General features: G+C 60.4%; 22 protein-coding genes. 10 read left to right on the top strand and 12 right to left on the bottom strand.

The window, feature by feature from the left end:
• Positions 1–28: 28 nt before the first annotated feature.
• A complete protein-coding gene (locus tag ACEN9A_RS29710; RefSeq protein ID WP_019651292.1) occupies positions 29–865 on the bottom strand; it encodes an amino acid ABC transporter permease in 837 nt (278 codons plus the stop codon).
• The gene (locus tag ACEN9A_RS29705; protein WP_019651293.1) at positions 862–1683 is read right to left on the bottom strand and encodes an ABC transporter substrate-binding protein; all 822 of its coding nucleotides are present in this window, start codon (positions 1681–1683) and stop codon (positions 862–864) included. Before ACEN9A_RS29705 ends, ACEN9A_RS29710 begins: the two co-directional genes overlap by 4 nt.
• Positions 1684–1794: 111 nt before the next feature.
• On the opposite strand from ACEN9A_RS29705, the gene ACEN9A_RS29700 reads away from it, so the two are divergent.
• Complete coding sequence (locus tag ACEN9A_RS29700) at positions 1795–2694, top strand: homocysteine S-methyltransferase family protein (protein WP_258671696.1); 900 nt, start codon at positions 1795–1797, stop codon at positions 2692–2694.
• A gap of 101 nt (positions 2695–2795) precedes the next feature.
• Here the strand turns inward: ACEN9A_RS29700 and ACEN9A_RS29695 are convergent, their stop codons facing one another.
• Both ACEN9A_RS29695 and ACEN9A_RS29690 read right to left on the bottom strand, forming a co-directional pair.
• The gene (locus tag ACEN9A_RS29695; protein ID WP_019651295.1) at positions 2796–3467 is read right to left on the bottom strand and encodes a GNAT family N-acetyltransferase; all 672 of its coding nucleotides are present in this window, start codon (positions 3465–3467) and stop codon (positions 2796–2798) included.
• A gap of 17 nt (positions 3468–3484) precedes the next feature.
• Positions 3485–3931: a GNAT family N-acetyltransferase gene (locus ACEN9A_RS29690; RefSeq protein WP_019651296.1), complete on the bottom strand. Its 447-nt coding sequence runs from the start codon at positions 3929–3931 to the stop codon at positions 3485–3487.
• A 125-nt stretch (positions 3932–4056) separates the two neighbouring features.
• Here ACEN9A_RS29690 and pdxR point away from each other — a divergent pair, with 125 nt between their 5' ends.
• Positions 4057–5607 (top strand): MocR-like pyridoxine biosynthesis transcription factor PdxR, encoded by a 1551-nt coding sequence (gene pdxR, locus ACEN9A_RS29685; protein WP_258671695.1) that lies wholly within the window; start codon positions 4057–4059, stop codon positions 5605–5607.
• A gap of 180 nt (positions 5608–5787) precedes the next feature.
• On the opposite strand, the gene ACEN9A_RS29680 is transcribed toward pdxR, so the two are convergent.
• The 5 genes from ACEN9A_RS29680 to ACEN9A_RS29660 all read right to left on the bottom strand — a co-directional run bounded on the left by ACEN9A_RS29680 (position 5788) and on the right by ACEN9A_RS29660 (position 11869).
• Positions 5788–6888, bottom strand: coding sequence for a polyamine ABC transporter substrate-binding protein (locus tag ACEN9A_RS29680; protein WP_258671694.1), 1101 nt, complete (start codon positions 6886–6888; stop codon positions 5788–5790).
• A 12-nt stretch (positions 6889–6900) separates the two neighbouring features.
• The gene (locus tag ACEN9A_RS29675; protein WP_258671693.1) at positions 6901–7932 is read right to left on the bottom strand and encodes a histone deacetylase family protein; all 1032 of its coding nucleotides are present in this window, start codon (positions 7930–7932) and stop codon (positions 6901–6903) included.
• A gap of 263 nt (positions 7933–8195) precedes the next feature.
• Complete coding sequence (locus tag ACEN9A_RS29670) at positions 8196–9188, bottom strand: AraC family transcriptional regulator (protein WP_086945214.1); 993 nt, start codon at positions 9186–9188, stop codon at positions 8196–8198.
• A gap of 94 nt (positions 9189–9282) precedes the next feature.
• Complete coding sequence (locus ACEN9A_RS29665) at positions 9283–10287, bottom strand: asparaginase (protein ID WP_258671692.1); 1005 nt, start codon at positions 10285–10287, stop codon at positions 9283–9285.
• Positions 10288–10420: 133 nt separating this feature from the next.
• Positions 10421–11869 carry an alanine/glycine:cation symporter family protein gene (locus ACEN9A_RS29660; protein WP_018927384.1) on the bottom strand — a complete coding sequence of 483 codons (1449 nt, stop codon included), beginning with the start codon at positions 11867–11869 and terminating at the stop codon, positions 10421–10423.
• 250 nt (positions 11870–12119) lie between these two features.
• Here ACEN9A_RS29660 and ACEN9A_RS29655 point away from each other — a divergent pair, with 250 nt between their 5' ends.
• On the top strand, positions 12120–12302 hold the full coding sequence (locus ACEN9A_RS29655) for a hypothetical protein (RefSeq protein ID WP_138866537.1): 183 nt from the start codon (positions 12120–12122) through the stop codon (positions 12300–12302).
• Between the two features lie 56 nt (positions 12303–12358).
• Here ACEN9A_RS29655 and aspA read toward each other — a convergent pair whose 3' ends face one another.
• Positions 12359–13783: an aspartate ammonia-lyase gene (gene aspA / locus ACEN9A_RS29650; protein WP_007934488.1), complete on the bottom strand. Its 1425-nt coding sequence runs from the start codon at positions 13781–13783 to the stop codon at positions 12359–12361.
• Between the two features lie 180 nt (positions 13784–13963).
• Between aspA and ACEN9A_RS29645 the strand changes: the two genes are divergently transcribed.
• From ACEN9A_RS29645 to ACEN9A_RS29625, 5 genes are all read left to right on the top strand, one after another.
• On the top strand, positions 13964–14878 hold the full coding sequence (locus ACEN9A_RS29645) for a LysR substrate-binding domain-containing protein (protein WP_258671691.1): 915 nt from the start codon (positions 13964–13966) through the stop codon (positions 14876–14878).
• A gap of 224 nt (positions 14879–15102) precedes the next feature.
• On the top strand, positions 15103–15594 hold the full coding sequence (gene purE, locus ACEN9A_RS29640) for a 5-(carboxyamino)imidazole ribonucleotide mutase (protein WP_003196369.1): 492 nt from the start codon (positions 15103–15105) through the stop codon (positions 15592–15594).
• Positions 15595–15605: 11 nt separating this feature from the next.
• Positions 15606–16688 carry a 5-(carboxyamino)imidazole ribonucleotide synthase gene (locus ACEN9A_RS29635; RefSeq protein WP_258671690.1) on the top strand — a complete coding sequence of 361 codons (1083 nt, stop codon included), beginning with the start codon at positions 15606–15608 and terminating at the stop codon, positions 16686–16688.
• Between the two features lie 106 nt (positions 16689–16794).
• Positions 16795–17040: a GlsB/YeaQ/YmgE family stress response membrane protein gene (locus ACEN9A_RS29630; protein WP_007934492.1), complete on the top strand. Its 246-nt coding sequence runs from the start codon at positions 16795–16797 to the stop codon at positions 17038–17040.
• A gap of 88 nt (positions 17041–17128) precedes the next feature.
• Positions 17129–17665: a DUF3299 domain-containing protein gene (locus ACEN9A_RS29625; RefSeq protein ID WP_030132475.1), complete on the top strand. Its 537-nt coding sequence runs from the start codon at positions 17129–17131 to the stop codon at positions 17663–17665.
• Positions 17666–17752: 87 nt separating this feature from the next.
• Here the strand turns inward: ACEN9A_RS29625 and ACEN9A_RS29620 are convergent, their stop codons facing one another.
• On the bottom strand, positions 17753–18652 hold the full coding sequence (locus ACEN9A_RS29620; protein WP_258671689.1) for a D-hexose-6-phosphate mutarotase: 900 nt from the start codon (positions 18650–18652) through the stop codon (positions 17753–17755).
• Positions 18653–18725: 73 nt separating this feature from the next.
• The gene (locus ACEN9A_RS29615; RefSeq protein ID WP_007896491.1) at positions 18726–19130 is read right to left on the bottom strand and encodes an acyl-CoA thioesterase; all 405 of its coding nucleotides are present in this window, start codon (positions 19128–19130) and stop codon (positions 18726–18728) included.
• A 365-nt stretch (positions 19131–19495) separates the two neighbouring features.
• Here ACEN9A_RS29615 and ACEN9A_RS29610 point away from each other — a divergent pair, with 365 nt between their 5' ends.
• Entirely contained in the window at positions 19496–20794 is a 1299-nt protein-coding gene (locus ACEN9A_RS29610; RefSeq protein WP_258671688.1) for an MFS transporter, read from the top strand.
• Between the two features lie 233 nt (positions 20795–21027).
• The gene (locus ACEN9A_RS29605; RefSeq protein ID WP_019580399.1) at positions 21028–22029 is read left to right on the top strand and encodes a phosphate ABC transporter substrate-binding protein PstS; all 1002 of its coding nucleotides are present in this window, start codon (positions 21028–21030) and stop codon (positions 22027–22029) included.
• The last annotated feature ends 405 nt before the right edge of the window (positions 22030–22434 follow it).

Below are 22434 nucleotides of genomic sequence, written 5' to 3'. Positions count from 1 at the left end.
CGCTTGAAATTGGCGAGGCTGTTCGTTGCTAACTACGACTTAAATACGCCTTCCCATAATGCCGTTCCATCCGCGCCTGAATCAGCTCCAGTCCAATCGACATCAGCCAATAAATAATCGCCGCCGTCGTCAGCATTTCGATATAGCGATAGCTCGAGCGCCCGTACGATTGCGCCAGGAACATCACTTCCCAAACCCCCATCACCGAGATCAGTGATGAGTCCTTGAGCATGGAGATGAACTGGTTGGTGGTGGGCGGGATGATGGCGCGCATGGCCTGGGGCAGGGTGACGCGCCAGAAGATCACGGTTTCGCGCATGCCCAGGGCCAGCGATGCTTCGCGTTGGCCATGGGGGACGCCAAGGATGCCGGCGCGGAAGATTTCGCTCAGGTAGGCGCCGTAGTTCAGCGACAGGGCGATGATGCCGGCGGCAATCGCGCCGGGCACGACGCCCAATTGCGGCAAGCCGAGGTAGATCAGCAATATCTGGATGAGCAGCGGCGTGCCGCGAAAGAACGAGGCATAGAAACTTGCGATGCCGAACGCCACGGCGCTTTTCGACAGTCGAGCCAGGGCCGTGATGAAGCCCAGCAGCGACGAAGCCACAATCGAGCACAGGCACAAGAACAGCGTCAGCGCCGCGCCTTGCAGAAAGCCGTTGGGCGCCAGGTGCAGGCCGATCAGGTTCGGCAGTTTGTCGAGGATGATCGAGAACTTCAGGTCGAAGCTCAGGAAGAAACTGGCGAACAAGCCGAACATCGCCGCCCAGGTCAGGTACAGCCGGGTACGGAAGCCGAAGACCCGTCGCAGTAATGACTCAACCACCGGTTGCGGTGGCTGAGGAGGTTTGGGGAAAGAAGTCATTTGCTGATGTCGGCGCCGATCCATTTTTGCGACAGCTTGCTCAAGGTGCCGTCCTGTTTCAACTGAGCGAACACTTCACGCACTTTGGCGTCCCACTGGGCGTCGCCTTTTTCGATGGCCACCGAGTTCGGCTCCGAGTACAGCGGCTGGCCAGCGAGCTTGAAGCGCTTGTCTTCGTTCAGGCGCGGTTGCGCGGTGACGAGGTTGGTGAGGATCGCGTCCAGACGCACGCCAGCGCCCAGGCCCAGATCCTGGAACGCGACGTTGTCGGTGTCATACGGGGCGATCTGCACGTTCTCGAACGGGTACTGCAATTGAGTGTCTTCGGCGCCTTCGATCACCAGGTTTTTGTTCAGGTAGCTTTCATAGCTGGAGGCGCTGGTGAGACCGACTTTCTTGCCGCTCAGGTCCTTGGCGCTGTGAATGCTATCGTCCTTGGCATTGACCACGATCACGGCGGGGGAGGCGTAGTACTCGACCGGGAAGTCGAAGACTTCGGCGCGGGCCTTGCTCGGGGTCATGGAGCAGATGCAGATGTCGTAACGCCCGCTCCAGCGGCCGGCGGCGATCACATCCCAGGACGGGGTTTCGAGGCGCAGCTTGACGCCCAGTTTGTTCGCCACGGCCTTGGCCACGTCGACGTCGAAACCGTCGAGCTGGTTTTGATCGTTGAGGAACGAGAAGGGTGGATAGCTTTCCATCAACACGCCGACCAGTTCTTTCTTTTGTTCGATGCGATCCAGAGTGGCGCCCGCAAAGGCTTGGGTGGAGGCAGCCAGAATCGTCAGGCCCAGGGCCAGCAGCGGTTGAAGTTTCACAGTTGGATCCCTGAAAAAAGAGGTTGTTATTAACCGGGTGGTGCGTATTAAATAGTTATAAGAACGACTCTGGTAGTGAGTTATTTTCATAAGCTTATGAGTGAAAAGCATATGGGTGCAGGCAGCACGGTAATTCTGGATGGTGGCATGGGTCGTGAACTGCAACGCCGAGGGGCGCCGTTCAGGCAACCCGAGTGGTCGGCGCTGGCCTTGAGCGAGGCGCCACAAGCCGTGGAGGCAGTGCACGCGGCTTATATCGAAAGCGGTGCCAACGTGATCACCAGCAACAGTTACGCGGTGGTGCCGTTCCACATTGGCGAGGAGCGCTTCGCCGCTGAAGGCCAGGCCCTTGCGGCGTTGGCCGGTGAGCTGGCTCGGCGTGCAGTCGATGCGTCGGGCCAAGCGGTGCGTGTGGCCGGCTCATTGCCGCCGTTGTTTGGCTCCTACCGCCCGGACTTGTTCGATGCTGCTCGAGTGACTGAACTGTTGAGCCCTCTGGTCAATGGCCTGGCGCCTCATGTTGATCTGTGGCTGGCCGAAACCCAGAGTTCGATCGTCGAAGCACGGGCGATCCATGCCGGGCTGCCGAAGGACGGCAAACCGTTGTGGCTGTCGTTTACCTTGAAGGATGAAGACACCGACGAAGTGCCGCGTTTGCGCTCTGGTGAACCGGTGGCTGAGGCCGCTGTGGTGGCGGCTGAGTTGGGTGTCGAGACTTTGCTGTTCAACTGCAGCCAGCCGGAAGTGATCGGGGCGGCGATTGATGCGGCGCGGGAAACCTTCGAGCGCCTGGGGGTGAAGATTCACATCGGCGCGTACGCCAACGCCTTCCCGCCACAGCCGAAAGAGGCCACGGCCAACGACGGTCTGGACCCGCTGCGCGACGATCTCGACCCGCCGGGTTACCTGGTTTGGGCGGCTGACTGGCGGAAGAGGGGGGCCAGCCATTTGGGCGGATGCTGCGGGATCGGGCCGGAGCATATTGCGGTGTTGGCGCAAAAGCTGGTGTAGACGTTGGTGTAAAAAAGAAAGATCAAAAGATCGCAGCCTTCGGCAGCTCCTACGCGCCTGTGGGCGCTGCCGAAGGCTGCGATCTTTTGTCGTTAAGGCTTTTAGCTCCGGCACTCCACCAACGTTTTCGCCTGCCCCGATTCCGTCTGGTTTTCATCGCTCAACCACCGCTCGAACCCCGCCTGAATCGTCGGCCATTCCGAGTCCAGAATCGAATACCACGCCGTGTCACGGTTCTGACCCTTGACCACCATGTGCTGGCGGAACACCCCCTCAAAACTGAACCCCAACCGTTCTGCTGCGTACTTGGAGCGAGCGTTGCCGTTGTTGCACTTCCATTCCAGACGCCGGTAACCCAGCGCAAAGGCTTCCCTGGCCAGCAGGTAAACCGCCTCGGTGCTTTTCGGTGAACGCTGCATCGGTGCGCCGAAGGTCACATGGCCGATCTCGATGCGACCCTGCGAAGGGACAATCGACATCAGGCTGAGGATGCCTTGCACATCGCCGCTAGCGCGGTCGATCACCGTGAAAAAATACGGATCGCTGTTGGCCGCGTGATTGTTCAGCCAGTCGTTGAATGCGCTGCGCTCCGGGAAAGGACCATAAGGCAAATAGTCCCAAAGTTTCGGATCCGAGCCCGGGCCTTCCAGGGCTTTCCACAAACCGTTGGCGTGACGCGCCGGATCAAGTTTTTCCAGGCGAATGAAACGCCCTTCGATCAGTTGAACCGAGGGCGGCGGAACGCCTTTCCAGTCCGCGAGTGAAGTCGACATGCTGCTCTCCTTAAACCTTAAAGGGCATTGCGAAACTGGATGAAACCGGGGCGTTCGGCGATGCGTTCATAGAGCTGGATCGCGGTGGCGTTGGTTTCGTGGGTCAGCCAATGGACTTTGCAGCACCCGTCGGCCTTTGCCGTGCTGTAGACGAATTCGATCAGTTGCCGACCAACGCCGGTGCCACGGGTTTCGGGCGTTACCAGCAAGTCTTGCAGGTAGCAGGAGTTTTCGATGCTCCAATTCGACCGGTGATAGATGAAATGCACCATGCCCACCGCTTTGCCATCGGCCCAGGCCAGCGCCCCGTGGGTCGGTTCACTCGGGTCGAGCAGGCGCTGCCAGGTGCTTTGGGTCACGACATCGGGCAGTTCGGTGTTGTAGAAGCGCAAGTAGGCTTGCCACAACGGCAGCCAGGCAGCGTGATCGTCGGCGGTGACCTGGCGGATGTCGATCTGACTCATGTTTATTCCTTAACGCGTCAAAGTGGCAGGTACAGGGAAAATTTCCTTGGCGAATGCCCTCATCCTAGGCAGGCTAATGGTCTGTTGTAAGAGCCATTAATGACCAATTTCATAGGTCCATTGTCATGTCGAATACGCCGCTTCCCTCGTCGTTCAACCCGGCGGGTATCGAACTCGACCGCCGCCAGGGCCTGAGTCGGCAGCTCTATCAAGCGCTGCGGGTACGCGTACTCGACGGACGATTGGCCAGCGGCACACGACTGCCGGCCAGTCGCGATCTGGCGGCGGCCTTATCGATTTCCCGCAACAGCGTGGTCCGTGCCTACGATCAGCTTTACGCTGAAGGCTTCATCGAGGGGCGTGTTGGCGACGGGACTTACGTTGCGCAATTGCCTCAGGCGGCGTTGTCGGTGAAAAAATTATCCACAAAAGTATCCACAGGGTTTTCAACAGGGTTACCCACAGCCTTATCCACAGACTGGCTGGATTTGCCTGTTGATTCATCCAGTAAAGTTATCCACAGCGGCGCTTTGGGGCGCGTTGAAAAGAATCATTTGGCCGTGCCGCCCAGTGGTCCGCCGCGCGCATTCAGGGTCGGCGTGCCGGCGTTCGATCTGTTCCCTTTCGAGGTTTGGGCCAAGCTGAATGCGGCTTTCTGGCGTAAGCCGGATTTACAGCAGCTGTGTTATGGCGACCCTGCGGGCGATTCGCGATTGCGTGGGCTGATTGCTGCTTACTTGCGCAGTTCGCGCGGCATGCAGTGCACCGCTGAGCAAATTGTGATCACCAGTGGTGCGCAGCAGGGGATCAGCCTTTGTGCACAGTTGCTGGTGGGGCCTGGCGATGGGGTGGGCATCGAAAACCCAGGTTATCGCGCCGCCGGTCATGCCTTTGCGGTAGCCGGTGCACGGTTGCATGGTGTGCCGGTGGATGACGAAGGGATCGACTGCAGCGCGCTGGCGGGGTTGAGCGATTGTCGGCTGGCTTACGTCACGCCTTCCCATCAATACCCGACCGGTGTGGTCATGAGCCTGGCCCGGCGCCTGGAACTGCTCGCCTGGGCCGAACGCAACCAGGGCTGGATCATCGAGGACGACTACGATGGCGAGTATCGTTACAGCGGCGCGCCGCTGGCGCCATTGGCGGCACTCGATCGCCATGGGCGGGTGCTGTATGTCGGCACCTTCGGCAAGGTCGCTTTTCCGGCGCTGCGCCTGGGTTATCTGGTGCTGCCGCCGGGCCTGGTGGACGCATTCGCGCAACGTCGGGCGGTGGATATGCGCCATTCCGAGGTGAGCACTCAGGCGGTGATGGCCGAGTTCATGGCTACCGGGCATTTTCAGCGGCACATTCGCCGGATGCGGCGTGCCGCCCTCAGCCGTCGCAATTGTTTGCTGGACGGTTGGCCGACCGGGATTGCCGGTGTGGGTAGCCTGCCCACCGTCTCCGCCGGGCTGCACCTGACGGTTTCAGTGGACAGCCTGGCCCGCGAACGGCAGCTGATCGAACAAGCAGAAAGCGTGGGTGTGGAGATCAATGGCTTGAGCAACTATTGGCTATCGGACTCCAGGACTCCAGTCGATCAGCGCGCCGGTCTGGTATTGGGTTTTGCGGCGGTGCCAGAGCCAGCGATAGAGTCGGCGCTGGCACGGTTGCGACAGGTCTGGCGGGATTGAACGATGGCCTCCCGTTTTTTCTAATGAACCGCTGACCTACGAATAAAACACTGGGACGGCGAGTGTGCGACTGATCTCGCCGCGATAAATGGCGATGAGTTCCTGATTGCTGCCACCGCGCAGATCAAAGTTGACCAAAAAAGACCCGCGATGGCGCGGGTCTTTGATTCACCGGGTGTTTCAGGTCCCGGACTTAATCTTGGTCCAGGCCCGGGTCCGCGCCCGTTCGGCATCGCGAGGCAAGGGTTGCAGGGTGTAAAGCGTGCTCATTGCCGTTTCGGTCGGGTACAGGTTCGGGTTGTTGCGAATCGCCGGGTCGACCATTTCCGTGGCGTCCTTGTTCGGGTTCGGGTAGCCGACGAAGTCGCTGACCGGTGCGATGACCTGGGGTTGCAGCAGGTAGTTGATGAAGGTGTAGGCGTCTTCCGGGTTTTTCGCGCCTTTGGGGATCGCGAGCATGTCGAACCAGATCGGCGCGCCTTCTTTGGGCAGGCGCATGTCGACGATCACACCGTTCTTGGCTTCCTTGGCACGGTTGGCGGCCTGGGAGAAGCTGCCGGAATACCCGACCGCGACGCAGATGTCACCGTTGGCGATGTCGGCCATGTACTTGGATGAATGGAAGTAGGTGACGTACGGGCGGATCTTCATCAGCAGCGCTTCAGCCTTGGCGTAGTCCGCCGGCTTCTTGCTGTTGGGGTCCAGGCCCAGGTGTTGCAGGGCCAGCGGCAGGATCTCCGACGGTGAGTCGAGCAGGGCCACGCCGCATTGCTTGAGCTTGCTGATGTTCTCTTCCTTGAAGATCAGGTCCCAGCTGTTCACCGGTGCGTTGTCGCCCAAGGCCGCCTTGACCTTGTCCGGGTTGAAGCCAATCAGGATGGTGCCGTACATGTACGGCACGGCGAATTTGTTGCCCGGGTCGTTGGCTTCGATCAGCTTCATCAGCTTGGGATCGAGGTGGTTCCAGTTCGGCAGTTTGCTGCGATCCACTGGCTGGAATACGCCGGCTTCGATCTGCTTGGCGAGGAACACGTTGGACGGCACCACCACGTCATAGCCGGAGTTGCCGGTCAGCAGCTTGGCTTCCAGCGCTTCGTTGGTGTCGAAGATGTCGTAGACCAGTTTGGTCTGGGTGTTCTGAGCCTTGAAATCTTCCAGTGCTTTGGGGGTGATGTAGTCGAACCAGTTGTACACCCGCAACGTACGTTCTTCAGCATGAACGGCGCCACTGAGCAGCGTGGCGCATAGAGCTGGAGCGATAAGACGCTTGAGTCGGTTCATTGTTCTAATTCCTCATTGGGCGCTTTCAAAACCTTCGAGAACGTTCACGGCATTGATGCCGATTTCTTCTACTGCGTAACCGCCTTCCATCACGAACAGTGTCGGCTTGCCGAGGCTGGCGATGCGCGTGCCCATCGCCAGGTAATCCGGGCTGTCGAGTTTGAACTGGGAGATGGGGTCGTCCTTGAACGTATCGACGCCCAGGGACACGACAACGATGTCGGCGCCGTAGGTTTCGATCTCTTTGCAGGCTTGTTCCAGTGCGGCGCTCCAACGGTCCCAAGCGCTGCCGGCGGGCAACGGGTAGTTGAAGTTGAACCCTTCGCCTGCGCCTTCACCGCGTTCGTCTTCGTAGCCGAGGAAGAACGGAAACTCGGCTTCTGGATGACCGTGGATCGAGGTGAACAGCACGTCGCTGCGTTCGTAGAAAATCGATTGAGTACCGTTGCCGTGGTGGTAATCGACATCGAGGATCGCAACCTTTTTGTGGCCTTGATCGAGGAACGCTTGAGCGGCGATGGCGGCGTTGTTGAGGTAGCAATAACCGCCCATCAAATCGCTGGCGGCATGGTGTCCCGGTGGACGGCACAGGGCGAAGGCACTGCGGGCGCCGCGCTGGATCGCCGCTTGGGCCGTGAGGGCAACTTGCGCTGCGCTGTACGCCGCTTGCCAGGTGCCGGCGGTGATCGGTGCGCCGCCGTCGAAGCTGTAATAGCCGAGTTGGCCGTGCAGGCTGGTGGGCATGATTCGGCGCAGGGTGCGGGCCGGCCAGGTATAGGGCAGCAAGTCGCCGTCGGTATTGAATGCGGTCCAGCGCGCCCAGGCACCTTTGAAGAAGTCGAGGTAGTCGCGGCTGTGGATGCGTTCGATCGGCCCGAGACCGAAATCCTGCGGCGCCTCCACCGGGCCGAGGTTGCGGTACTGCACGCGCTTTAGCACATGGTCAGCCCGTGAAGGCATTTCGAAGCAGGGCATCAATTGCCCGTCCATCAATTCACAACGGCCATGATGCAGGTGGTGGTCGTCCGAGTAGATCGTCAGCATTCTTGTTCTCCGCAGGCTGATTCGGTTTGAACACAGTCTTGCGGCAGGCGACGTTTGGGAGAACGGCAGGAAAGGCCAAAAGGGGATCGATATGGCCAAAACATTTGACCGAAATTCGCCCCCCTGTGGCGAGGGAGCTTGCTCCCGTTGGTCTGCGCAGCAGACCCAAACCGAACACCGTATTCCTCCCTTCAGATAGCAGTTGCCGGGTAACGACTGCTGCGCAGCCGAGCGGGAGCAAGCTCCCTCGCCACTGGGGCGGCTCAAGGCCGGAACTGGCTCGGCGCCACCCCACTCCAGCGCACAAACGCATGCCGGAAACTCGCGGTCTCGCTGAACCCCAATGCTTCGGCAATCTGGTAGATCGGTAGTTGATCCTCGCAGAGCATGCGTTTGGCCTGTTCAAATCGCAGTTCATCGAGCAGTTCCTGATAGCTGCATCCCAGGTCCTTCAGATGTCGGCGCAGGGTGCGCGACGAGCAGTTCAACTGTTCGGCCAGCCCGTCCAGGCCCGGTGCCGCGCTCAGTTGCGCGGCGAGCAATTGGCGGATGCGCCCCAGCCAGGCCTGACGCCCGGTGAACTCGGTGTTTTGCTTGCGACAGCGCTCGGCCATGGCCTGGTGGGTGATGGCGTCGGCCAGCGGCAGGGGGTGTTCGAGCCAGCGCTTGTCGAAGGCAAATCCGTTGGATGCTGCATCAAACTGCAACGGACAGTCGAAACGCTCGCTGTAGCGCGCCTGATAGTCCGGTGCCGGGTAATCGAAGCGAGCGCCGAGCAAAGGCAGAGGGTGGCCGAGCAGGTCTTCGCAGGTGACTTTCATCGAGACCAGGCAAAACTCGACATTGAACGGTGCCAGCGCGGGGTTTTCCCGATAGTCGCCAGCGGTGAGCCAGATGCGCTCGCCATCCTCCTCCAGGCTCAACTCGAACAGTGTTCCCAATAGCGCCGGGTAGTGCAGCGCCAACTGCAAGGCGTCACCTAAAGTGGCGCTGGTGAGTAAGGCGTACCCGAGCATGCCATAGGACGAAACGTGCATCCGCCGGCCCAACTCCAGACCGATATCGCGGCGCAGCGCGACGGCATTGGCGCACACCAGCATCTCTTGATTGGTGGTGATGCGCGTGTCCGCCCGGCTCAGATCCGCCACGCTGATGCCGCTGCCGGCCAATAACGCCTCGCTGGACAGGCCTTCGGCCTTGAAGGTGTTGAGCACCAGGGAGACGGCGTTGAGGGTGGTGAGGTGGGAGTGGAGCATGGAGTCTTCCAGCGTCGAGATGCTGGAACGGGAGCAAGTTATGTGCCCAATAACGATCTTGTGGGAGCGGGCTCCCACAAGGTTATGTGTTGTGTCAGCTCAGTTCGCCACACAGGTCGAGTTCGACCAGCCGCCGAACTTCAGCGGTTTCAAGCCCTGCACCGAGCAGCCCATGCAACTTGCCGAGCGCCGCCTCGCGAGTCATGCCGCCACCGGACAACAGGCCGGCATCGCGCAAGCGGCTGCCCGCCTCATACACGTCGAGCTTCACGCCACCCTCATGACATTGGGTGACCGCAACCACTACCACGCCATTGTCTCGTGCCCGTTCCAGGCTGGCGAGAAACCCGGGGTTGTCGCTGGGCCCGGTGCCGCTGCCATAACATTCCAGCACCAGACCCTGAATACCACTGTTGAGCAGGCCATCCAGTTGCTCGGCGCCGATGCCGGGGAACAGCGGCAGGACCGCGACCTTCGCCAGTTGCCTTGGCTGGTTGTAGTTCAGTTGGGCAGGTATCGAGGAAGCTTTCTCGCCGCCGCCCTGACGCTCCAGTCGCTTGAACGGATGACGACCGAAACTGCGAACCTTGGCGCAGCGGGTCGGGTCGAGCAGTTCGCCGTGGAAGTACAGATGAACACCCGGCGCCAGGCCTTGGCCAAGGGCACCCAGTGCACCACTGATGTTTTCCCAGGCATCACTGTCGGTCACGCCGGCCGGCAGCATGGAGCCGGTGAAACATACACGGGCGTTCAGGCCGAGCAACTGGAAGCTCATGGCCGCGGCACTGTAGGCCAGGGTGTCGGTGCCATGCAGGATCAGCACGCTGTCGCAGCCCTGGGCATCAACGGCGTCGACCACCGCTTCACGCAGTTGCTGCCAGTACGCAGGGGTCATGTTGGCGCTGTCGATCAGTGGCGACATCTCGCGAAAGCGCCACTGCGGCACCACCAACTCAGGCTGGCTGTGCAGGTAGTCGCGCATCCGCGCTTCGAAACCGGACGCCGGGGCCAAGCCGTGGGCACTGGCTTGCATGCCGATGGTGCCACCGGTGTAGAGCACCATGACGTGCTGCGCGGCAGGGTAAGAGGCGGAATTCATTGATGGGTCTCCTGGACGAATGCACCTTGCGCCGCAGCATGCCTGCGTGCGCAAGGTGTGTCACGTCGAGTGGCAGGACGCCACTCGTTGCGGTCTGTCGCGGCGGGTGGCGGGGAGCCACCCGCCAGGGCGATCAGCGTTGCGTGGCAGGCGTGCCCTGGGCTGCGCCTTGCTCGCGTGGAGCCGATTGGCTTGGGCTGCTCGGCCAGGCCTTCAGGTCCAGGTCCAGATCGGTGAATTTGCTGGAGTCGAACACTGGCTGCTTGACGCCGGCGCGGCGCTGCTCGTCGTAGTCGCGCATCACGCGCAGGCCGACCTTGAACAACATGGCCAGGGCCATCAAGTTGACGAAGGCCAGGCAGGTCATGGTGATGTCGGCGAAGGCGAACACGGTCGACAGGTCCTGCATCGAACCCCATACCACCAGCGCCAGAACCAGGCCGCGGAAAACCATCAGCACGGCGCGGTTGCGGCTGAGGAACTGCAGGCTGTTCTCGCCCAGGTAGTAGTTGTAGAGGATGCAGGTGAAGACGAACAGCGACAGCGCGACGCTGACGAACACGCGGCCCCAGTCACCGACCACGGCGGCCAGCGAGTTTTGGGTCAGGACGATGCCGTCACCTTCGAAGCCCGGGGTGTAGAAGCCCGACAGCAGGATCAGCAGCGCGGTGCAGGTGCAGATCACGAAGGTGTCGAGGAACACGCTGAAGGCCTGGACCACGCCCTGGGCGCCCGGGTGCTTCACGGCGGCCACGGCGGCGACGTTCGGCGCACTGCCCAGGCCTGCTTCGTTGGCGAACACGCCACGCTTCACGCCCATCACGATGGCGCTGCCGAGCAGGCCGCCGAAGGCTGGGTCGAGGCCGAAGGCGCTCTTGAAGATGGTTTCCAGCATGGCTGGCACGTGTTCGATCTGGGTGCCGATCACGTACAGGGTCACGCCGATATAGGCCAGGGTCTTGACCGGTACCAGCAGGTCGGACACCGCGGCGATGCGTTTGATGCCGCCGATGAAGGTAATGGCCAGCAGCACCGCCAGGACGATACCGGTGTGGCGTGGGTCGAAGGCAAAGGCGTTCTGCAGCGAGTGGGTCACGGTGTAGGACTGCAGGCCGATGAAGGCGAAGCCGTAGGTGACCAGCAGCAGGATGGAGAACACCACCGCCATGCCTTTCAGCTTCAGGCCGTGCTGAATGTAGTAGGCCGGGCCCCCACGATACAGGCCGTCGCCTTCGGCGCGCTTGTAGACCTGGGCCAGGGTGCATTCGAAGAAGCTGCTGGACATGCCTACCAGTGCGGTGACCCACATCCAGAACACGGCGCCCGGGCCGCCGAGGGTCACGGCGATGCCGACACCGGCGATGTTACCGGCGCCGACGCGGCCGGCGAGGCTCAGCATCAGGGCCTGGAACGAGCTCAGCTGGCCTGCCTGGCCGTGAAGGGACTCTTTGAAGACACTGAACATGTGGCCGAAATGGCGGAACTGGACGAAACGCGAGCGGATCGTGAAGTAGCTACCGAGCCCGACAATGAGCGCGATCAGTACTTTCCCTGAGAGGAAGTCGTTGATGACTTCGAGCATGGATTATTCCTCGCTATTTTTTGTGTGTGCGAATACTGGGTGGTCGACACATCGCGTTACACCAGGTTGTGCGTGGCACAACAGGTGGGTCGAAGGTTCGTCCCTGTTCCATTTCGCGGGTTGTTATTAGTTCGGCTTTCGCATGGGCTTGGGTCTCGTTATCGACGACCGCTCACGCGAAGAGGGCCGGCACTATACATAGGAGAGTGCCGTCCGTCTGCACAGTTGTGGTGCAATCGACGAAACGAAAGTGCTGCAAAATCAAAAAATCGCAGCCTTCGGCAGCCTCTACGGGTCTCTGTCAAACCCTGTAGAAGCTGTCGAAGGCTGCGATCTTGGCGGCACTGAAAACATTCAACATGTTCGTAAAATCCGCAAAGTGTTGGAAAAAAAAGGGCTTGAGGGAGTAAATCCCCAAGCCCTCAAAAGGTGAGAGGTGTCTAGTCCCTCGACCTGGTGAGCGTGCTCTTCAAAAGAGCCTGCGTTTGGTTAAGCCTTCAAAGGCACCAGACGCGGAGCAATCATGTTTTCCGGGCGCAGGATGTCGGCGAGCATTTCTTCGTCGAGCAAGCGTTCCTCGCGCACCAGTTCCAGCACGCCGCGGCCGCTTTCGAGGGCAACACGGGCAATGCGGGTGGCGTTTTCATAGCCGATGTACGGGTTCAGCGCGGTAACCAGGCCGATCGAGTGTTCGACCAGTTCACGGCAGCGTTCTTCGTTGGCGGTGATGCCGACGATGCAGTGCTCGCGCAGCATGTCCATGGCACGTTGCAGCAGGCGGATCGAGTCGAAGATCTTGAAGGCGATCAGCGGCTCCATCACGTTCAGCTGCAGCTGGCCGCCTTCGGCCGCGATGGTCAGGGCCAGGTCGTTGCCGATGATCTGGAACGCCACCTGGTTCACGGCTTCAGGGATAACCGGGTTGACCTTGCCTGGCATGATCGAGCTGCCTGGCTGGCGCGCCGGCAGGTTGATTTCGTTGATGCCGGTGCGTGGGCCGCTGGACAGCAGACGCAGGTCGTTGCAGATCTTCGACAGCTTGACCGCGGTACGCTTGAGCATGCCGGAGAACAGCACGAAGGCGCCCATGTCGGAGGTGGCTTCGATCAGGTCGGCGGCTGGCACCAGCGGTTGACCGCTGATCAGGGCCAGACGCTGAACGGCCAGGGCCTGGTAACGCGGGTCGGCGTTGATGCCGGTACCGATCGCGGTGCCGCCCAGGTTCACTTCGGTCAGCAGTTCAGGCGCCAGGGATTTGAGGCGTGCCAGGTCTTCGCTCAGGGTGGTGGCGAAGGCGCGGAATTCCTGGCCGAGGGTCATCGGCACGGCGTCTTGCAGCTGGGTACGGCCCATCTTCAGGACGTGGCTGAATTCTTCACCTTTGGCGGCGAACGACTGGATCAGGCTGTCGAGGCTGGCCAGCAGCGCGTCGTGACCCAACAGCAGACCCAGGCGGATAGCCGTCGGGTAGGCGTCGTTGGTCGACTGCGCCATGTTCACGTCGTTGTTCGGGTGCAGGTACTGGTATTCGCCCTTGCTGTGGCCCATGGCCTCCAGCGCGATGTTGGCGATGACTTCGTTGGCATTCATGTTGGTTGAAGTGCCAGCGCCGCCTTGAATCATGTCCACCACGAATTCTTCGTGGAAATCGCCGCGGATCAATCGGGCACAGGCTTCGCTGATGGCAGCGTGCTTGGCTTCGCTCAGGTGACCCAGCTCGCGGTTGGCGTCAGCGGCGGCCTGTTTGACCATCGCCAGACCAACAACCAGTTTTGGGTAATGCGAAATCGGAACGCCGGAGAGACGGAAGTTGTTCACCGCTCGCAGGGTCTGGATGCCGTAATACGCTTGAGCAGGTACTTCGAGTACGCCAAGCAGGTCTTTTTCTGTGCGGAAAGATGCAGCGGAGGACATGATAGAAATCATCTCGATATGGACCCGGTCTATGCCGGAACAGCGCAAATGCTAGGCTTGTGCAGAATTTTGAGCCAATGCTGTTAAACACTAGCCTATGCACATTCGGCATAATGCCCGTGTGACGCCGCGTGCGCGGCGAGCGTGTGACCTAAATTGGTGCATGTCCGGGAGGGCGTGATGAATCTGGAAAGCAAATGGCTTGAGGACTTTAGTGCCCTGGCTGCCACCCGCAGCTTCTCCCAGGCGGCCGAAAGACGCTTCGTGACTCAGCCTGCCTTCAGTCGGCGGATCCGCAGCCTCGAAGCCGCGCTGGGGCTGACGCTGGTCAACCGTTCCCGCACCCCGGTCGAGCTGACGGCGGCGGGGCAGCTGTTTCTTGTGACCGCGCGAACCGTGGTCGAACAGCTGGGTGAAGTGCTGCGCCACCTGCATCACCTGGAAGGCGGGCAGGGCGAGGTAATACAAGTCGCCGCCGCGCACTCCCTGGCGCTGGGTTTCTTCCCGCGCTGGATCGCACAATTGCGCAACGAAGGGTTGAACATTGCCACGCGACTGGTGGCCACAAACGTTGGCGATGCGGTGCACGCGTTGCGTGAAGGCGGTTGTGATCTGATGTTGGCGTTTTATGATCCGGACGCAGCGATGCAAATGGACTCGGAGATTTTTCCGTCATTGCATCTGGGGGACACCGAAATGCTCCCGGTGTGCGCCGCGGACGCTGACGGCAAACCGTTGTTCGACCTGGAAGGCGAGACCAGCGTGCCTTTGCTGGCCTACAGTGCCGGGGCATTTCTCGGGCGCTCAGTGAACATGCTGTTGCGCCAGCGCGCCCTGAGGTTCACCACTATTTACGAGACCGCCATGGCCGACAGCCTGAAAAGCATGGCGCTGGAAGGCCTGGGCATCGCTTGGGTGCCGCGTTTGAGCGTGCGCGCCGAACTGACTCGCGGCGAGTTGGTCATCTGCGGTGGCCCGCAATGGCATGTGCCGCTGGAGATTCGGCTGTATCGCTGCGCGCTGGTGCGCAAGGCGAATGTGCGGTTGCTCTGGCGCAAGCTGGAAGGCGGCACAGCGCAAAACCCTGCGGGTTAATGATTTTTTGTAGGCGTCGGGCTGACCCTGAAGTCAATAAAACCGGCACTTTGCGCCGTATGACAGATGGTCGTTTGGGGGGCTGTTTATCTGCTTCATTGAGGTATACTGCGCGGCCTTCGGCCGGTTTGACTGGCCATAATTCGTACAATCAAGCCACGCATTTTGCGTGGCTTGTTGTTTTTTGACGCGCCTGCGGGCGCCCAGAGAGAAGAGGCACGACGATGAGCGCACTGGTTGGCGTGATCATGGGCTCCAAGTCCGATTGGTCCACCCTTAGCCACACCGCCGATATGCTGGAAAAGCTCGGCATCCCTTACGAGGTGAAAGTGGTCTCTGCCCACCGCACCCCGGACCTGCTGTTCCAGTATGCCGAAGAGGCTGAGGCCCGTGGCATCGAGGTGATCATCGCCGGTGCCGGTGGCGCGGCCCACCTGCCAGGCATGTGTGCGGCCAAGACTCACCTGCCGGTGCTGGGCGTGCCGGTGCAGTCGTCGATGCTCTCGGGCGTCGATTCGCTGCTTTCTATCGTGCAGATGCCAGCCGGCATTCCGGTCGCCACCCTGGCCATCGGCAAGGCCGGTGCGATCAACGCAGCCCTGCTCTCGGCGAGCATCCTGGGCGCCAAGCATCCGCAGTTTCATACCGTGCTGAAAAAATTCCGCGCTGAGCAGACAGACAGCGTCCTGGACAATCCAGACCCACGCATCGCCTGAGGTTGTTGACGATGAAGATCGGTGTAATCGGTGGCGGCCAGTTGGGTCGCATGTTGGCGCTGGCGGGTACTCCGCTGGGCATGAACTTCGCTTTCCTGGACCCGGCGCCGGATGCTTGCGCAGCCGCGTTGGGCGAACACCTGCGGGCCGATTACGGCGATCAGGATCACCTGCGTCAGTTGGCCGATGAGGTCGATCTGGTGACCTTCGAGTTCGAAAGCGTCCCGGCCGAAACCGTGGCCTTCCTGTCGCAATTCGTTCCGGTGTACCCGAGCGCCGAAGCGCTGCGCATCGCCCGCGATCGCTGGTTCGAGAAGAGCATGTTCAAGGACCTGGGAATTCCGACCCCTGCGTTCGCCGACATCCAGTCCCAAGCCGATCTGGACGCCGCCGTGGCTGCCATCGGCCTGCCGGCCGTGCTGAAAACCCGCACCCTGGGTTACGACGGCAAGGGCCAGAAAGTCCTGCGCAAGCCTGAAGACGTGGTCGGCACCTTCGCCGAACTGGGCAGCGTTGCGTGCCTGCTGGAAGGCTTCGTGCCGTTCACCGGCGAAGTCTCGCTGATCGCCGTGCGTGCTCGCGATGGCGAAACGAAGTTCTATCCGCTGGTGCACAACACCCACGACAGCGGCATCCTCAAGCTGTCCGTGGCCAGCACCGATCACCCGTTGCAAGCGTTGGCTGAAGACTACTCCAGCCGGGTACTCAAGCAGCTGGACTACGTCGGCGTGATGGCGTTCGAGTTCTTCGAAGTCGACGGTGGCCTCAAGGCCAACGAGATCGCCCCGCGTGTGCACAACTCCGGGCACTGGACCACCGAAGGTGCCGAGTGCAGTCAGTTCGAAAACCACCTGCGAGCCGTTGCCGGTTTGCCGCTGGGTTCGACGGCCAAGGTCGGCGAGAGCGCGATGCTCAACTTCATCGGTAAAGTACCGGACACCGAGAAAGTCCTGGCCATTGCCGATTGCCATCTGCATCACTACGGCAAGGCCTTCAAGGTCGGCCGCAAGGTCGGTCATGCCAACCTGCGTTGTGCTGATCGGGCGACGCTCGCTGCGCAGATCCTCAAGGTCGAAGCGCTGATTGCCGAATAGTTTCATGTAGCAGCGGCGGAACCTTCCGAGGCCGCCGTTCTCTGATGGCAGGATGCCAAAGTCTGTCTAGGCTTTGACATAGCCAACCTAATCAGAGGGAAATGCCATGGGAATTATCGGAACCATCTTTATCGGCTTGATCGTCGGCCTGCTGGCTCGGTTTCTGAAACCGGGCGATGACAGCATGGGCTGGATCATGACCATCCTGCTCGGTATCGGCGGTTCACTGGCGGCCACTTACGGCGGCCAGGCCCTGGGCATTTACCATGCGGGTCAGGGCGCGGGGTTCATCGGTGCGTTGGTGGGCGCGGTGATATTGCTGGTGATCTACGGCCTGATCAAAAAGAACTGATTCAAGCGACAAAGCCCTCTCTGCGCCAACACCGGAGAGGGCTAGAATGCTTGGCGTTCCAACGTCCTTTCCTTTGCCGAGCACCTTCATGCGCCGTCTTCTGTTGACTCTTCTCTTCCTGGGCAGTGGTTTGGCCCATGCCGGCGAACTGCCGGAAACCGACTGGCTCGAACTGATGCCCAAGTCGGACCAGAAGGCCCTCGAGGCCATGCCCGAAATCGATCACAATTCACCGGAAGCCAATGGCACCTTTACCCAAAAAGGTGGCATGAAGCAGAGCAAGGGCTTGCCGGCGGTGATGTATTCGACCAAGACCGTGCCGTCGATGAACGACAAGCACATCCGCATCGGCGGTTATCCGGTACCGCTGGAATCCGATGCGAAGGGCCGCAGCACGTTGTTCTTCCTCGTGCCGTACCCAGGCGCTTGTATCCACGTGCCACCACCGCCGCCTAACCAACTGGTGCTGGTGCGTTATCCCAAAGGCCTGAAGCTGAATGACATCTACACACCGCTGTGGGTGACCGGCACGCTGAAGATCGAGACGGTTAACAACGACCTGGCGGATGCGGCGTATGCGCTGGATGCGGCCCAAGTACGGGTGGTCAAGGAATCGGATTTGTAAGCGCGGTTACCGCAAAAAAGATCGCAGCCTGCGGCAGCTCCTACATAGATCAGCGTAGGAGCTGCCGCAGGCTGCGATCTTTTGATCTTAAAGCGGTTTGCTGGCGATGCTCACGCCCAGGGTATGGCTAGCACCCGGCGCTAGCGTCACCACATCATCCATCACATTCGCCGTTTCAATGCACAACATGCGCTGCCAGCCATCGTCAGCCATGTCGCTGAACGCCGCGGCGCGGTCGATCCATGGGTTCCAGATCACCGCCGAGCGCGAACCGCTGCTGGTCAGTTCAATGCGTCGTTCCCAGTGCGGGTCAACGATGCTCAGCGTCGGCGGGGTATTCAAATAGATGCGGTCGGTCTCACCGGTAAAACGCAGATCACCGGTCTGAGTGACGGTTTTCCAGTCGTCCAGCGTCTCGATGTAACTCAAGCCATCAAGCCCTTCAACGTGCACGTTGCGCACATCGCTGACCGCGAAATAGCTGTGCAGCGCCTGGCTGATCGTGACGGGTTCAGTGCCGTTGTTTTCGCTCGTCAGGCTGATGTGCAACTGCTCATCCAGGCGAATGCTCAGCTTCAAGCCCACCTGATGCGGCCAGCCTGGCAGGCCGCCTTCGGGGTAGGGCAGGACGAACTCCACCTTCAGGCTTTCGCCCTCGGTTTCGATGCTGCCCAGTTCCCAGTCCATCGCTCGCACCAGCCCGTGAGCGGTCGGCGGCTCCTGGCTGATGCGCATGGCCTGGACACTCTGCGGGTTGCGCGACAGATTGCCGAACCACGGCCAGCACACCGGCACACCGGCACGAATAGCTTTGCCGGTCTTGAACACTGCCTCGTCGTTGAGCCAGATCAGCGGCGGTTGGCCGGCCAATTGATAACTGAGGATGTGCGCGCCTTGCTGGGCCACCAGCAATTCGGCCTGACCGTGGCGGATGCGCCAGCAGTTCAGTTCATCCAGTTTCACGGCTTCGACGGTGGGCGTGCTCATGGGGCGACTCTCAATCAGGAACAATGACTGCTATGGACCGCAAAACGGTCACCGCGTTTAACGAGCGCCTTGTTTAACGAGCTCTGGGCGGAACCGAACGAGTGCGGCCGCTGCCGTCGATGGCGACGAACACAAACACGGCTTCGGTCACTTTACGCCACTCGCTGGACAGTGGATCGTCGCTCCAGACTTCAACCATCATCTGAATCGAGCTGCGACCGATTTCCAGGGCCTGGGTATAGAAGGAGAGCTGAGCGCCCACCGCCACCGGCACCAGAAACGCCATGCGATCGATCGCAACGGTGGCCACGCGACCACCGGCAACCTTGCTGGCCATTGCGGTGCCCGCCAAATCCATCTGCGCCACCAGCCAGCCGCCGAAAATATCGCCAAAGCCGTTGGTTTCACGCGGAAGCGCGGTAATTTGCAGGGCCAGGTCGCCTTGCGGGATTGGATCTTCTTGTTCGAGCTCTATCATGCCGGGGGTGCCTCTGACCCGTGACTCTCATTGGTACTTCAGGTGAATAGCCGTCTCAAGGAAAAACGATTCAGCCCCGAACATACTACGTTCGTCACGTTTTTCGTAAGGCGCCTAAAGGGAAACTCTGCGAAATCGGCTGACGGGTGCCAACGACGGTTTCGCACAGCAACCCCTTACAAACCGTTGCAACGTTGTGAGTATATCGGTCGATAGACTCCGAGACGACCGTCCGGTTCTCATTTCGACCGTCAAATACGCACCTCTATGTGCTTTTTCGAACAATTTGCTATCGTGCCGAACCTGCCCAAGCCTCCGCCAGCGTTGTTGAGGTTGCAGATCCGACTATAAGAGAAGCCCTTGCCATGACCACAGCGCCCTCGAGCATCGCGCAACCAGCCCAACCTGCACGTCCGCTGACCCGCAACGACTACAAGACCTTGTCATTGTCTGCCTTGGGCGGCGCGCTGGAATTTTACGACTTCATCATTTTTGTGTTCTTCGCCACGGTGGTCGGCAAACTGTTCTTCCCCGCCGACATGCCCGAGTGGCTGCGCCTGATGCAGACATTCGGCATCTTCGCCGCCGGTTACCTGGCTCGGCCGTTGGGCGGCATCGTCATGGCGCACTTCGGTGACCTGCTGGGACGCAAGAAGATGTTCACCCTGAGCATTTTCATGATGGCGGTGCCGACCCTGATCATGGGCTTGCTGCCGACTTATGCGCAGATAGGCATGTGGGCGCCGATCCTGTTGCTGCTGATGCGGGTGATCCAGGGCGCAGCGATTGGCGGCGAAGTGCCGGGCGCCTGGGTATTCGTTTCCGAACACGTACCGCAGCGGCACATCGGTTATGCCTGCGGCACGCTGACCAGCGGTCTGACTGCCGGCATTCTGTTGGGCTCATTGGTCGCCACCGCGATCAACAGCATTTATACGCCGGTGGAAGTGTCGGATTACGCCTGGCGTATCCCGTTCTTGCTGGGCGGTGTGTTTGGCCTGTTCTCGGTCTACCTGCGCCGCTGGCTGCACGAAACCCCGGTGTTTGCCGAACTGCAATTGCGTAAAGCCTTGGCCGAAGAAGTGCCGCTGCGCGCGGTGCTGCGTGACCATCGCGGGGCGATTCTGATTTCCATGCTGCTGACCTGGTTGCTATCCGCGGGGATCATCGTGGTCATCCTCATGACCCCGACTGTGCTGCAGACCGTCTACCACTTCCCGCCGACTACCGCGTTGCAGGCCAACAGCCTGGCCATCGTGTTCCTGAGCCTGGGCTGTGTGGCCTCCGGCGCACTGGCTGACCGTTTTGGCGCCGGGCGGGTGTTCGTGTTCGGTAGCGCGTTGCTGCTGCTGACCTCGTGGACCTTCTATCACAGCCTGTTCAATCATCCAGACTGGCTGTTCCCGATGTACGCCCTGACCGGTTTGCTGGTCGGCACCATCGGTGCAGTGCCGTATGTGATGGTCAAAGCCTTCCCGGCGGTGGTGCGCTTCAGCGGGTTGTCGTTCTCCTACAACCTGGCCTACGCCATCTTCGGCGGCCTGACCCCGATGGTCGTCACTCTGCTGCTCAAGGAAAGCCCGATGGGGCCGGCGTATTACGTAGCGATCATTTGTGGTGTCGGGGTTCTGGTGGGCGGGTATCTCTGGAAGAAGGGGCGCTAACCTTGTAACCGAGCATTCCCACGCTCTGCGTGGGAATGCCGCCATGGACGCTCTGCGTCCGCTTTTGAATGGGGCGCAGAGCGTCCCGAGATGCATTCCCACGCAGAGCGTGGGAACGATCTATCGCTAGATGCTGGCCTTTCATCCAATTGTCATATTTCAGCCATAGAGTGTTCACACGGCCTGCTGATACTTGGCCCCGACTTAACACACCTATCTGCTAGGAGTAAGGCATGAAACTGAAGCGTTTGATGGCGGCAATGACTTTTGTCGCTGCTGGCGTTGCGACTGCCAACGCGGTTGCCGCTGTTGACCCTGCTATCCCGAGCTACACCAAGACCACTGGTGTGTCGGGCAACCTGTCCAGCGTCGGCTCCGATACCCTGGCCAACCTCATGACCCTGTGGGCTGAGAACTACAAAAAAGAATACCCGAACGTAAACATCCAGATTCAGGCCGCTGGCTCCGCCACCGCGCCACCTGCGCTGACTGAAGGCACCTCCAACCTGGGCCCGATGAGCCGCAAGATGAAGGACACCGAACTGGCGGCCTTCGAGCAGAAGTATGGCTACAAGCCAACCGCTATCCCGGTGGCCGTGGACGCCCTGGCGGTCTTCGTACACAAAGACAACCCGATCCAGCACCTGACCATGGAACAAGTCGACGCGATCTTCTCCTCGACTCGTCTGTGCGGCGCCAAAGCTGATGTGAAAACCTGGGGCGACCTGGGTGTGACCGGCGACCTGGCCAACAAGCCAGTACAACTGTTCGGTCGTAACTCGGTATCCGGCACTTATGGCTACTTCAAAGAAGAAGCCCTGTGCAAAGGCGACTACAAGCCAAACGTCAACGAACAACCAGGCTCGGCGTCGGTTGTGCAGTCGATCAGCTCCTCGCTGAACGGCATCGGTTACTCGGGCATCGGCTACAAGACCGCCAGCGTGAAGACCGTGGCCCTGTCCAAGAAAGGCAGCACTGAATTCATCGAAGACACCGAAGAAAACGCCCTGAACGGTAAGTATCCGCTGTCGCGTTTCCTCTACGTTTACGTCAACAAGGCCCCGAACAAGCCTCTGGCCCCGCTGGAAGCCGAGTTCGTGAAACTGGTTCTGTCCAAGCAGGGCCAGGAAGTTGTAGTGAAAGACGGCTACATCCCACTGCCAGCCAAGGTTGCTGCAAAAGCACTGGCTGACCTGGGTCTGGCGGAAGGCGGCGCTGAAGTCGCAAAAAAGTAAAACCCTAGGTCCGGGGTAAACCCGGACCTGTAGGAGCGAGGCTTCGCGAGCAAGCTTCGCTGCTACAAAGGCCCAGGGTTGCCATGATGGCAACCCGGCCCTCCCCAAATTTCTGATCCACTGCCAGTTTCCACCGGCGGCGGATTTGTTGCGTCACTGCATTGTCATCTTTCTGTCATACAGGATCGCTAGGGTGTGCGCATGAATGATCTGGCCAACTCCACCATGACTACAAATCCCCCCAAGCGAATTGACTTCAATACGCCTGAGCTGCACCGCAAGCGCCGCATCCGTGCGCTGAAAGATCGCCTGACCCGCTGGTACGTCCTCGTCGGCGGCCTCGCCGTCCTCGGCGCGATCACCCTGATCTTCTTCTTCCTTGGTTATGTTGTCGCGCCGCTGTTC

This window comes from Pseudomonas sp. Pseusp18 (assembly GCF_059506005.1).
This window is presented reverse-complemented; position numbering and strand designations above follow the sequence as displayed.